Below are 13,098 nucleotides of genomic sequence, written 5' to 3' on the forward strand. Positions count from 1 at the left end.
GACTACGGATTTATCGCGTAGTTAAAATCCTTAAACTAAACCTAATCTATGAGTAAACAGCTACACGGACTTATTGTCCTTGTTCTACTGTGTCTATTCCGCCCGGGCGATGCTGTGGGTCAGGAAAGGCGAGTAACGGGAAAAGTGTTAAACGAAGACGGATCACCTTTACCAGGTGTAAACGTAATTATCAAGAGTAATCCCTCGAATGGAACCATCACAGACGCCGACGGAAACTTCGGTGTATCCATTGCCGGTGAGGATGCCACTCTTGTTTTTTCATTTATAGGCCTTGCCACTCAGGAAGTCGCCGTGGGCACACAATCTTCTCTCAATGTAACGATGAAGGAAAACCTTCAGACGCTTAGCGAGGTCGTTGTGACGTCCTTTGGTATCGAGAAGGAAAAGAAAGCGTTGGGTTACTCAGTTACGCAGGTCGATGGTGACAAGTTCACCGAATCCAGGGCCATCAACGTTGGAACTGCACTCACCGGAAAGATCGCAGGTGTTAATGTCAGCCCTCCGGCAACCGGCGCTGCAGGATCATCGCGCGTCGTCATCCGCGGTGGCTCGTCACTGAAGGGTAACGATCAGCCCCTGTATGTGGTCAACGGTATGCCTATTGAAACAGGCAACATGGGACAGGCCGGAATGTGGGGAGGTAGCGACTCCGGCGATGGACTCGCCTCTATCAACCCTGATGACATCGAAAGCATCTCTGTGTTGAAAGGCAACGCCGCCGCCGCATTATACGGCGCCCGTGCCGCGAACGGTGTCATCCTCATCAATACGAAGACCGGAACTTCACGAAAGGGAATTGGCATCACACTTAATTCAAACATGACCATCGACAACGTGGTCGATTATACCGAATTCCAGAAGACCTATGGTCCCGGTTTCGACGGGAAGGCACCAACGAATGCGCTGGAGGCCAACGATGTCGGCGGCAGCCACTGGGGAAAAGAATACGATAACTCCTCAGTCGTTCAGTTCGATGGTGTGTCCCGTCCTTATTCTCATCTTAACGAAGGCATCAAGGACTTCTACCGGACTGGCGCCACATTAAACAATTCTGTTGCCCTCAGCGGTGGAAACGAAACTGGGTCTTATCGCTTTGCTTTCTCCGATCTGAAAAACGATGACGTGATGCCAAACGCAGGCTTCAATCGCCGCGTTGCCAACGTCAGCGTGAACAGCAAGCTGAAGAAATTTACGTTCGATCTTACGGGTCAGTACTCGTGGCAAAAAGCAAAGAACCGCCCACGCTTGTCCGACTCGCCGGGCAACGCGAACTACGCGGTGATTACAAAGCCAGCTACACTTCCCTTCGATGTAATGAAGGGCTCGACGTCAAAATACGGCGCACTTGAAGACGGCAACGAGTTGCAATACCAGGAAAGTCCTTATTTGACAAATCCGTATTGGGCAGCTTACCAGTTCAACAGGGAAGACGTAACCAACCGCATCTTTGGAAAGGCCGGCATTCGCTACGACATCACGGATTGGCTATACGTAATGGGCCGGATAGGCATCGACTATCAGAACCGCATCGACGACGGCTATGAACCTTACGGTACAGCATACAAGCCCAGAGGCAGCTACAACGAAACCAACAAGACACTCCAGGAGCTGAACACCGACGTCATGCTCGGATTTCAGAAAGACGTTGGCGAGTTCTCATTTGATGCCCTCGTCGGCGGAAACCGCATGCGGAAATACTACAAGATGCTTGGTGGGGGAGGGGATAACCTCGTCGTTCCCTTCTTCCACAGCATCACCAACGTGGCAGCTGCAGCGGTATCCTTTGAATACACCGAGCAGGGAATCAATTCTATATTCGGTTCTGCTAACATTGGCTTCCGCGACTATGCGTTCCTCAACCTGACAGCACGCCAGGATCAGTTCTCAACGTTGTCGCCTGAAAACAGTAAGCTGTTTTATCCCTCGGTGGGTACCAGCATCGTGCTGAGCGACATCGTGCAACTCCCCAGCGTGTTTACCTTCGCCAAGGTGAGGGCTTCGTGGGGTATGACGGGCGGTGGTGCCCCCAATCCTTATGCATTGGCTCTCACCTATAATCTGGTCGGCTCGGGTCACATGGGCGGAAGCCTTGGAACCATCACAAATAGCTCGATCCCATACGCCGGCCTCAAGCCTTATGAATCAAATGAATTCGAGATCGGCGCAGACGTGAGATTCTTCAACAACCGCCTGGGCGTTGACGTAGCCTACTATAATCGCAAGACTACCGACGATATTCTCGATCGCAGCATCTCAGCCTTGTCCGGATTTAACACCACCACCATCAACATTGGTGAGATGAGCAACAAAGGAGTAGAGCTGCTCATCAACGGTACGCCTATATCAAAGGCAAACTTCACCTGGGATGTTACACTGAACTTCTCACGTAACATCAGTAAGGTTCTGGACCTTGGAATTGATGCTGCCGGAGATCCAATCAAGTTCATCAACCTCGACGGCTCACGTTTACAAAGAGAGGTGATCCGTCACATCGTAGGCGAACAACTGGGCATGATTGCCGGTTACAAGCAACAGACGATCGATGGCAAGCCTGTGTATGATGAAAACGGATACCCTGTGCGCTCAAATGCTTTCGAGACGATCGCCACAGGCCGTCACCCGATATCTGCAGGTCTGACCAACACCCTTACCTATAAAGGTTTCAGACTGAACTTCCTCCTCGACATGCGTTATGGCGGCCACGTGATGTCTGCAACAAACGCTGTTGCCTACGGCAGTGGATTACATCAGGAGACAGCAGATGCCCGGACCAATGGCCTCACCGTTAGCGGCGTGGACACTGAAGGAAACGAAAAGACGTGGACCATTCCGGCTACTGCTACCGACGACAATGGCTCCTATCTCATCGACAATTACTATTCCCGCTACTCACAGATAACGGAGAACGTGGTTTACGATGCGTCATTCATAAAACTGCGTGAGCTTTCACTTGGCTACGTCTTCCCGTCCTCGTTGTTATCGAAGACCCCGTTCCAATCGGCGTCTATCTCACTGGTTGGAAGGAACCTCTGGTTACTGTGGAGCAAAGTCGACAACATCGATCCTGAGTCAGCATACACAACGGGCAACACATCGACCGGTCTGGAGTACTTCGCCATGCCGGCTACACGAAGCGCAGGTATAAACATCTCGCTGGGCTTTTAAGGATTATGACTTACGCGAATTGATCTAAAAACGATTATCATGAAAAAAACATATAAGATGCTTACGGCCGTCTTCGCCCTGCTGTTCACATTCAGCGCGTGCGACGAAGACAAGCTGCTTGAGCTTAACGTAAACAAGAACGCTGTCACCGACATGGACATGAACTACCTGTTCTCCTATGCAACGTTACGGGTAGGCGCCGAGTACGAAAACACCAGGGCATTGATGCTGTATGCGGCCACCATGATCCAGCATACTTCCTCTCTTGCCTCGTATTTCAGCGGCGACAAGTATTACTACAGCGCCCAGTACAGCGGCGCCTACATGGAAACGCAGTACACCAACGTGATCAAGCTGCTGCAACACGTCATCAACAACACAGCAGATGTTCCTGAACAGGCCAACCTGAACGCAGCAAGCGTCGTGCTTAAAGCATATGTGCTCCAGCGCATGACGGACCTTTATGGCGATGTTCCCTATTCGCAGGCGGGTAACGGACTTGAAAGCGAAGAGTATTGGTTCCCTGCATACGATGCACAGCAATCCGTTTACTACGCCATGATGGATGACGTGAAGGCAGCGCGCGATAAATTTTCAGCATCAGCCAAACCGCTCGGTGTTCAGGATTTCATCTATTCCGGCGATACTGACCTTTGGAAAAAGTTTGCCAATGCGCTCCTGATGAGGATGGCGTTGCGCATCAGCAACGTCGACGCTGCAAAAGCCAAAGATATATTTACCGAGGCCTACGCAGGTGCCTTCGATAATGTTTCTGACAATGCTATGATCCACTACGCCGAAGGCCCGCAGGGCGTGAACCGGAATGGTCTGAACGATGGCTACTGGAACACCTACAAGTACTCCAAAGATTGCAAAGTCAGCAAGACGTTTGTCGACTGGATGGTTGCCAACAACGATCCAAGGCTCATGATTATCACCGGAGGTGTAGGCGATCCGGAAAGCTCAGCATCATGGGAAACAGCTCCGGCAGAACAGCGCGGGATGCCCAACGGATACACAGCATCAACAATCAAGAATGTCCTCGACGCCGACGATGACATTACTTTCGACGCGCAGGGAAATGAAATGTTCTCCATGCTTAACATCAAGTACATGGATTGGTCTGATCCTTACCTTCTCATCACCTATGGTGAAACCGAACTCATGAAGGCGGAAGCAGTGGTTAAGGGCTGGATCTCCGGCGACGCATCCGCCTATTTTGCAAGTGGCGTTAAGGGTGCCATAGATTCATGGGCCGACTTCGATGCAGGTTTCGTAAGAACCACCGGTGAAATCGCAGGTTATATAGCAGGCCGCGGCTTTGCAGCGGCTTCAAACGATGATAAACTTCGGCTCATCGGTGAAGAGTATTGGGCGGCAACGTATCTGAACGACATCGAGTCATACGCCAACTGGAGAAGAACAGGATATCCGGTGCTTACACCAACACAGGATCCCAATCGTTATGAGTCAAACGAAATACCGCGCCGACTGAAGTACTGGGAATCAGAAATTGCCAACAACCCAACAAATTACGCTGCGGCAATAGCACGCATGGGTGGAGATAATTTCATGACCAGAGTTTGGTGGGATGGAGGCAAATGATTCTAATCGAATAAAATTCTCGATTTAGAAAGAAGACAAGTTTTGGGTAGTTGTTTATTGAGATGGGAGAGAGTTGTTTGGGACCTCTCCCTCTCTTTTTTTAGGGGCCTTCAGTCGCCATATCTGCTCACCAACGATATCACTACACGTCAGGGTTGCCGTAACGTCGTTCCTCGCCAGATCAAAAGCCATCGCTGTAATCACTGTTCCCTGCGGCTCCTGGTTTTTTACTGTAGTAAAAAAACGCCACAGCCCTTTCTTACCCCGCGGCTGAGCTTCGCCGGTTTCAATCTTCCGTCCGTCCGCCGCTGTAATCGTCACCTTCACCGACGCTACCTTAAAGTCATCTGTGGCACGTACCCGGATAATTTCACCCGGCTCGCCTGTATATCGTTCGATGTGTATTTCATGAATCTCCGGTGGATTCATATGGTCACCAATCGCCAGATTGTGCCAGTTTCTTATGGTGCCTTTCGCACGCTGCTGGTACATGGCCTTGATTTCCGGATGCTTTACCAGCCAGATATTGGCAAACCACTTCGCATCCTTGAAACGGTCGAGATGTTCTACCTGCTTTGCAGAATGTTTTTTCCTCTTAGCGGGCGTGTTGGCAAGGACCTGACTTCCGTCAACAAGCGTTTTTACAACCAAAGTCTTCCCGATGCGCCCTGAGGCACCTTTCATAAGCGGATTGTTTTGCAAGCGAGCCATATAATTTTCATTTTTCCCAGGGTGGTCAGCGGCCAGGGTTTACTATGGAGGCGTTTGATATAGTTCTCCTATAAGAGCTGGCAAAATTTTCTAGCCGAGCTCTAGCCGATCTCTATCGGCTGTCTAGCGCCGGAGGGTGATTTTTGTGAATTTGAAGCGGAAAACGGGTCGATGCCCCGGAATAATGCGAAATTGAGCTGAAAAATGGCTTTTCGCCTTTAAAAGGGCACCAAAGTCGGCCACCACTCAATCTCCAAACGCCCCTCCTAACTGCTAACTTCTAATGAGCTAGTTGCTATTTAGCAAAAATTATACCAAAAAGCAAGCGCTTGTTGATATTTTTTTCTATTCAACAAAAGAGCTCTAAAATAAAAAGCCCCAACCACTGCAAGATCAGACCCGCCAACCCCTCAAGAACGCGGAAGCCACTTCCCAAACCATAAGAGAACTACTGAGCCCCAATTCTTAATTCTTAACTCTTAATTCTTAATTCTTCTCCATCAGTTTCTGAATCGCCATCAACTCGTCTCTCAGCTTCGCCGCCTCCATAAACTCCAGCTCTTTGGCCGCCTTCTCCATCGCCTTCCGTGTCCGGTCAGCCATCTTCGTAAGTTCCTCTTTGCTCAGATACGCCATTACCGGGTCAGCAGCAAGCGATGCCTCCTCGTCCTCAACATAGTACTTCTTCAACTCGCCGCGCTTAGAATCAGCTACCTTCGTCTGGCCAAGTATTGACTCCTTCGATTTCAACACAGTCCTCGGAATAATGCCGTGCTCCTTGTTGTAGTCCATCTGGATCTTTCTCCGCCTGTTCGTTTCATCGATGGCAAGTTGCATCGACTCAGTAATGGAGTCGGCGTACATGATCACGCGGCCATTCGCATTTCGCGCTGCACGTCCTATAGTTTGAACAAGTGATCTTTGATTTCTGAGGAACCCCTCTTTATCGGCATCAAGAATGGCAACCAGTGAAACTTCAGGGAGATCCAGTCCTTCGCGCAGAAGGTTCACGCCCACAAGTACATCGTATATTCCCAGTCGCAGTTCACGGAGGATCTCCACACGGTCAAGTGTTGCTACTTCTGAGTGGATATAGCGACACTTCACACCAACGCGGTCCATATACTTCGTCAACTCTTCAGCCATACGCTTGGTGAGCGTTGTTACCAGCACGCGTTCTTTCTTCTTCACGCGCTCATCAATTTCTTCAAGCAGGTCATCGATCTGGTTCTTGCTTGGACGCACGTCGATTTCAGGATCAAGAAGACCCGTTGGTCTGATCACCTGCTCAACAACAATCCCTTCTGATTTTCTCAACTCATATTCCGAAGGCGTAGCACTTACATAGATAACCTGGTTGATCAGTGCTTCAAATTCGTTGAATGTCAATGGACGATTGTCTAACGCAGACGGCAGACGAAATCCATAGTCTACGAGATTTACTTTGCGCGAGCGATCGCCGCCCCACATGGCACGCACCTGGGGAACGGTAACGTGACTCTCATCTACCACCAACAGGTAATCATCAGGGAAGTAGTCGAGCAGACAGAAAGGACGTGCGCCTGCCGCACGCCGGTCAAAGTATCGCGAATAGTTTTCTATACCCGAGCAATAGCCGAGTTCTCTCATCATTTCAATGTCGAACTCTGTGCGCTCTTTCAGTCGCTTCGCTTCAAGATGACGTCGTTCACCTTCAAACATGCCGAGCTGTGCTACAAGATCATCCTGGATTTCGCGGATCGCCTGGTGAAGAACAGATTTGCCCGTAACGAAGAGGTTGGCGGGAAATATCGTAACGACCGATTCATCAGAGATTTTCTTCCCGCTTACGGGATCGATACGCTGAATGGATTCAATCTCATCGCCAAAGAAATAAATACGAATGGCATAGTCGGCATAGGCGAGGAACACATCGACAGTATCTCCCTTCACCCTGAACGTCCCACGCTTAAATTCAACCTCTGTACGATTGTAAAGGATATCAACTAAAGCAAACAACAGTTTATTGCGCGCAACAAACTCGCCTGTCTTTAGCTTGATAACGTTCTTTCCAAACTCTTCAGGGTTACCAATACCATAGATGCATGACACCGATGCCACAACTATGATGTCACGCCGTCCGGTGAGCAGGGAAGAGGTTGCACTTAGTCGCAGCTTCTCTATCTCTTCGTTGATCGATAGATCTTTTTCTATGTAAAGCCCCGACGAAGGAATGAACGCTTCAGGCTGATAGTAGTCGTAGTAAGAAATGAAGTATTCAACAGCATTATTCGGAAAGAACTGTTTGAATTCGCCGTATAGCTGTGCCGCTAGTGTTTTATTGTGACTGAGCACAAGTGTAGGCCGTCCGGTACGGGCAATCACGTTTGCCATTGTATACGTCTTCCCGGAACCCGTAACACCCAGTAACGTCTGGTGTGCCTCGCCTTCAGAAACACCTTTGGTCAGTTGTTCGATCGCCTTGGGCTGATCGCCTGTAGGCTGATATTCGCTTGTAATCTTGAAGTCCATCGTTGTGTGCTAATAACGTCCCGCCGCGGACATAAGTTTGAGCAAGAATGGAAAGTAGAACAAAAACGCCGAAATAGAAAAAGCCCCCGTCAGGGGGCTCCCAAAATTATCAATTGTCAATTATCAATTATCAATTGTTCCAGATTGTCCACGACTTCTCCGCCTGAATATGCAGCATCTCAAGACCATTCTTGATCGTTGCATTTCTCATCTCAGCCTTTTGAAGAAACAGCGTGCGCGCAGGATTGTAAATCAGATCATAGACATAGTGCTCGGGACCGATGAGTTCATAATCGATAGGAGGCATCGCTTCAGTTTTTGGACTCATGCCCAGAGGCGTTGTGTTGATAATCAGCAATGACTCTGTTATCAGCTTGGGATTCTTTTCAAGCTCCCCATAGGTATAATCGCTCTTGCCTGCCTCGCGCGATACAACGCTGTACTTGATCTTCAGTTTCTTCAATGCTTCCTGAACCGCTTTCGACGATCCGCCGGTACCCAGGATAAGAGCTTTTAAGGTCTTGTCTTTTGGCAACCACTTCTCAATAGTCTCGAAGAATGCATCCGAGTCGGTATTGTATCCCTTCAGTTTGCCATCCTTGATCTTGATGACATTCACTGCTCCGATTTTCTTTGCAAAACCATCCACTTCGTCGAGGTACTTGATCACCTGTTCTTTGTAGGGGATAGTAACATTAAGACCAGAGAGACCCTTGGTCTGCAGCAACGCTTCGATGTCAGTGATGTTCGAGAGCGGAAACAATTCGTAGTGATAATCTCTTAAACCTTCGCGAAAGAACTTTTCGTCAAAATATGATTTCGAGAATGAGTGGCTCACCGTAGCTCCAATGAGGCCGAATACTTTTTCCATGTTTAGGTTGTCGTTTTAAATCTAACAGCGATTTTTTCAATCACGAATACAATGAATACTCCCAGAGCCATCATCAGTATTGCCTGGAAAACATGTGGGTCTCTTCCAGTGACAGCGAGGTAATCCCAGGGCAATATACTCTTATCATGCGCAGGTACCTGTTCTCCGCGGCTGTTTGTTGTAAATTCAAATACCTGGCGCCAGGGCCAAACCTTGTTGAGGGCCCCAAGCATAAGTCCTGCCAGCATCGCCGTCGTAGTCTCCCGGTGCTTCTCAAGTGCCCATACGAGGATGCGCGAGAATCCGAATAGCCCCACCAGGCAGCCGGACACAAATATAGCAATGGCAGTGAGGTTCACATTAGCGAACGCGGTTATGAGGTATTGATACATCCCCAGCAGGAGCAGCATCAACGATCCGGAAATTCCCGGAATAAATGTGGCACAAACTACCAGGATACCCACTATAAACAGGAACCACCAGGTGATTGGCGCATTCATGGGAGCAAGTAAGGTGAGAACATACGCCAGGACAATTCCGGTTACAAGGCCTGCAATGACTGGCAGATTCCATTGTTTCTCCCTGAGCACCAGCGGTGCCGATAGCAGAATGAAACCAAAAAGAAACGACAGTACAATAATGGGATTTGTCCGTAGGAAGTAAGCCATGAGCCTGGCCAGACTAAAATAGCTCGTAACGATACCGGCGAAAACTGCAGTGAGAAAATTGCCGTTTATCTTTTGCCAGACTGCTTTGCCATCACCTCTGAGCAAGAGCTTAACAGCGTCGCGATCAATTTCATTCAGCGACCTGACGAGCTCATCATATATGCCGCTCAGGAATGCCGCTGTCCCACCTGCCACACCAGGAACGACATCGGCCGCTCCCATACTTAATCCCTTCAAAAAAAGCAGTATGTAATCTCTCTTTTTTCTCAATGCCTGCCGGGATTAGTCAACTTCAAATGGCGGGGCAGTATTGGTATTGCGTCGCTCAATTCCAAGAAAATGGAGAAAGGTGTCGCCCCGAAGACCGAGACGAATGGTTTCCAACGGTATAACTTCTTCCGGAGAAATGTTGCCGAGATTTACGTTGGCGCCCAGCAGCTTGATGAACCAAACCTGCTGTGCCTTCTGTGGAGCTTCCCAGATAATCTTCTCGAAGGGGATCTTGGTGAGAATTTCCTGTACAAGACCGGAACGAACTTCTCCGGTTGAACGGAACAATCCAACATTACCGCCTTCGCGCGCTTCACCGATAACCTTCCAGGCACCGGCGTCAAGCTCCTTCTGCATGAGCTCGATCCACATATATGGAGGAATGATCTTGTCGGCATCTTTCGAGCCCACTTCTGAAAGAACAGTTACCTGCTCTGCAAGCTTCGTAATATAATCACACTTCTTATCGTGGTCAATATCCATCGATCCGTCCGACACCTCTGCAAAGCTCATCTCGTATTTGTCAAGCAAACGGCGATAGTCGTCGAACTGATCGCGGATTACGAAGGCTTCAAACAAGGTGCCTCCGAAGTAAACCGGAAGGCCGGCATCTTTGTATACTTTGAGTTTGTCCTTCAGATTGGGAGTTACAAATGAAGTGCCCCAGCCCAGCTTGACGATATCAACGTGTTGTGCAGACAGACTCACAAAATCTTCAGCTTCACGTATGCTCAGGCCCTTATCCATGGCCATAGTAAAGCCGTATTGCCTGGGCTTGCTCGTTCGCTCAGGCAGATTTTTTAGCTCATAATTCATCAGCGATTCTCTTTTCTAAACTGCTCGATGATCTTGTACAAGGCTTTTTGAGTCTCAACTTTTGGAAAGAAATCAAACAGTGCAGTGTGACCATCAAAGTCCAAAATTAACGCTTTTTCCAAATAAGTAAAGGCTTCCTTAAAGCGTCCGGCTTCGATCAGATAGACTGCCATACGATAAAAAACCTCAGCATCATCATGAATATCGTCGAAACCCATCCTCAGCGTTTCAATCGCCTGCTCATGATTGCCTTGTTCGTAGTATATAAATGACCAGTTTAACCAAATCTCCTTGTCCTCAGGATCAAGCTTGCTCGCTTCTTCATACGCGTCGATGCTCGATACCGTATTGCCTACCTTGAATTCGGCGTGGGCCACCGATTTCCAATACTCCGCGTTCTCGGTGTTGATCTTTAACGCCTTGTTATAGAAATGCAATGCCTGATACCACTTCTCCTGTTTTTCGAGACAAGCACCTGCGCCAAACCATGCTTCGTCATAAAGAGTATCCAGTTTGGCTGCCTTCTGGAAATATTTTAAGCCGAGCTCATACTGCTCAAGGCTTTCGTATGCTGCGCCAAGGCAGCAGTATACTTCCGGACTTGGGCCCTCGATCTCCAGCGTTTTTCTGAACGTGTCCAGCGCCTTTGTGTACTGGCCCATGTTCATGTATGTATTGCCTGTATTGAAATAGGCCGAAGCAAAAGACTCGTCTATGGTAATCGCATAGTCGTATGCCTGCAATGCCTCTTCGTATTTCTCAAGCTTGTTGTAAACAATTCCAAGGTTATACCAGGCAGCAGTCGAATACGGATCTTCATCAATAAACTTCTGATAGTACTCAATACTGCTTTCAAGCTGGCCTGTCACATCGAGGCAAAATGCCAACTCGTACAAAGACCCTTCGTGATTGAGATTGATCTCAATCGACTTCTTATATGCTTCAATCGCCTGCTGATATTCCTCCATACTCTGGTAGGAGAGGCCTATGCTGTAGTAAACTTCGTCCTTGTCATCAGCGAGCAACAATGCCTGCTCATAGTTCTCTATTGCAGCAGCGTGCTTGCCTTGCAGTGAAAGTATCGAACCTTTGGTCAGGAAGATCTCAGGATCGTTTGGCTGTAACGTATGTGCATGGTCCAGTATATCCAAAGCCTGATCATACTCCTCAAGGTTTGAAAGGATCTGCGCCTTGATAGTGATTAATTCAATTGAAAATGGATATTGACTGATGGCCTGATTGACGGCCTGCAGGGCCTTGTTATGTTTGCCACGAAGCATGTAATGATCGATGATCTGCTCGTAAGCGTCTAAGTCAAAAAATTCTGCTTTCTTTTTCCTAAGGTGGTCTTCAAATCGTTTAATCAGCTCGTTTCCCTCTTCTCTTTTACGATACTCTTTCGCCATGGAATAAAAGGTTTTCCTAAAATAGGTAAATCTGGGGTAAAGCTAAGAACGTTTGTGCGTATTTTTTAATGCACCGAACGTTTCATGTAATATTGGCAACACCTTTCTAACGTTTCATCAATCGGTTGAAACTTAAAATTTAAGTGTTTTGTTATACGATCGTTCGCAAACAGGAATTTGGTACTGGCCAGTTTCGCTGTTTCGCGAGTTATTTTTGGCTCTGAACTTGTAATTGCGGAGCGAATCCCTTCAACAAAAGCAAATGGTCCCAGAATGGCATTGGGTACTCTTATATAAGGTGCTTTCTTCCTGAATTCCTTAGAGATCTTTTTCAGCAATTCGAGATAGCTGATATTGCCCGCAGACACAATGAATCTTCTTCCTTCAACATCATCGTTTAACAATCTGTAAACGATCTCCGACACATCGCACACATCTACATAATTCATCACTCCGCTGATATAAAACGGATGCTCCTGCCAGGCATACTTAAAAAACTGTGCACTGCTGATGTTCCAGTTCGCCTCTGCAAGAATGAACGAAGGATTTACTATCACAGTGCTAAGACCTTCTTCCTGTCCTCTGAATACTTCGAGCTCTGAATAGTACTTGGACTCCGCGTAAACACTGTTGAATGCTGTATCAACCCACTTATTGTCTTCGTCTATTCGCGTCTGACCCTTCTGACTTCCCAATGCTGCTACAGAGCTGATATGAACCAGTCTCCTGGTGTTATGCTCGAGGCACGCATTCACAACATTGCGGGTACCCTCTACGTTGATCTTCATGATCTCCTCAGCCCGACGCGGATTGATGGAGACAGAGGCCGCTGTATGAATAACCTCATCAACACCATTCAATGCTTCATACAATGCAACGGGATCCATAATGTCGGCGTGACGCCAGGTGATTTGCGCTGCAACATCCTGCAGCAACGACACATCGCTGTCGGTGCGACAAATGCCAATGACCTGCTCGCGTTTCTCAAGCAGCTTTCGAATCACAAAGCTTCCCAGTAAACCATTGGCACCTGTAACAGCTATCATAGTTTGGT

General features: G+C 48.2%; 9 protein-coding genes. 2 read left to right on the plus strand and 7 right to left on the minus strand.

All coding sequences use genetic code 11. The annotated features are described in order from the left end of the window. Positions 1-48 precede the first annotated feature (48 nt). Both WBG78_RS14595 and WBG78_RS14600 read left to right on the plus strand, forming a co-directional pair. Positions 49-3,186 (plus strand): SusC/RagA family TonB-linked outer membrane protein, encoded by a 3,138-nt coding sequence (locus WBG78_RS14595; RefSeq protein ID WP_337327182.1) that lies wholly within the window; start codon positions 49-51, stop codon positions 3,184-3,186. A gap of 39 nt (positions 3,187-3,225) precedes the next feature. Further along, positions 3,226-4,791 (plus strand): SusD/RagB family nutrient-binding outer membrane lipoprotein, encoded by a 1,566-nt coding sequence (locus tag WBG78_RS14600; protein ID WP_337327183.1) that lies wholly within the window; start codon positions 3,226-3,228, stop codon positions 4,789-4,791. A 54-nt stretch (positions 4,792-4,845) separates the two neighbouring features. Here the strand turns inward: WBG78_RS14600 and WBG78_RS14605 are convergent, their stop codons facing one another. The 7 genes from WBG78_RS14605 to WBG78_RS14635 all read right to left on the minus strand — a co-directional run bounded on the left by WBG78_RS14605 (position 4,846) and on the right by WBG78_RS14635 (position 13,090). Then, positions 4,846-5,502: a hypothetical protein gene (locus WBG78_RS14605; RefSeq protein WP_337327184.1), complete on the minus strand. Its 657-nt coding sequence runs from the start codon at positions 5,500-5,502 to the stop codon at positions 4,846-4,848. A 486-nt stretch (positions 5,503-5,988) separates the two neighbouring features. Next, on the minus strand, positions 5,989-8,013 hold the full coding sequence (gene uvrB, locus WBG78_RS14610) for an excinuclease ABC subunit UvrB (RefSeq protein WP_337327185.1): 2,025 nt from the start codon (positions 8,011-8,013) through the stop codon (positions 5,989-5,991). Positions 8,014-8,143: 130 nt separating this feature from the next. Next, positions 8,144-8,884, minus strand: coding sequence for a shikimate dehydrogenase family protein (locus WBG78_RS14615; protein WP_337327186.1), 741 nt, complete (start codon positions 8,882-8,884; stop codon positions 8,144-8,146). A 2-nt stretch (positions 8,885-8,886) separates the two neighbouring features. Beyond that, positions 8,887-9,822 (minus strand): DUF368 domain-containing protein, encoded by a 936-nt coding sequence (locus WBG78_RS14620; protein ID WP_337327187.1) that lies wholly within the window; start codon positions 9,820-9,822, stop codon positions 8,887-8,889. Between the two features lie 12 nt (positions 9,823-9,834). Further along, positions 9,835-10,638 (minus strand): phosphosulfolactate synthase, encoded by an 804-nt coding sequence (locus WBG78_RS14625; protein ID WP_337327188.1) that lies wholly within the window; start codon positions 10,636-10,638, stop codon positions 9,835-9,837. Then, complete coding sequence (locus tag WBG78_RS14630) at positions 10,638-12,044, minus strand: tetratricopeptide repeat protein (protein WP_337327189.1); 1,407 nt, start codon at positions 12,042-12,044, stop codon at positions 10,638-10,640. The genes WBG78_RS14625 and WBG78_RS14630 overlap by 1 nt, the downstream gene beginning before the upstream one ends. Before the next feature lie 65 nt (positions 12,045-12,109). Further along, the gene (locus tag WBG78_RS14635; protein WP_337327190.1) at positions 12,110-13,090 is read right to left on the minus strand and encodes an NAD-dependent epimerase/dehydratase family protein; all 981 of its coding nucleotides are present in this window, start codon (positions 13,088-13,090) and stop codon (positions 12,110-12,112) included. Positions 13,091-13,098 lie beyond the last annotated feature (8 nt).

It is taken from the genome of Chryseolinea sp. T2 (genome assembly GCF_037203685.1).
GTDB lineage: Bacteria > Bacteroidota > Bacteroidia > Cytophagales > Cyclobacteriaceae > Chryseolinea.

Bases quoted from the DNA above. Each gene is read 5' to 3' on its own strand.
- WBG78_RS14635 (WP_337327190.1), bottom strand. From the start codon at position 13,090: ATGATAGCTGTTACAGGTGCCAATGGTTTACTGGGAAGCTTTGTGATT.
- uvrB (WP_337327185.1), bottom strand. From the start codon at position 8,013: ATGGACTTCAAGATTACAAGCGAATATCAGCCTACAGGCGATCAGCCC.
- WBG78_RS14600 (WP_337327183.1), top strand. From the start codon at position 3,226: ATGAAAAAAACATATAAGATGCTTACGGCCGTCTTCGCCCTGCTGTTC.
- WBG78_RS14615 (WP_337327186.1), bottom strand. From the start codon at position 8,884: ATGGAAAAAGTATTCGGCCTCATTGGAGCTACGGTGAGCCACTCATTC.
- WBG78_RS14595 (WP_337327182.1), top strand. From the start codon at position 49: ATGAGTAAACAGCTACACGGACTTATTGTCCTTGTTCTACTGTGTCTA.
- WBG78_RS14625 (WP_337327188.1), bottom strand. From the start codon at position 10,638: ATGAATTATGAGCTAAAAAATCTGCCTGAGCGAACGAGCAAGCCCAGG.
- WBG78_RS14605 (WP_337327184.1), bottom strand. From the start codon at position 5,502: ATGGCTCGCTTGCAAAACAATCCGCTTATGAAAGGTGCCTCAGGGCGC.
- WBG78_RS14630 (WP_337327189.1), bottom strand. From the start codon at position 12,044: ATGGCGAAAGAGTATCGTAAAAGAGAAGAGGGAAACGAGCTGATTAAA.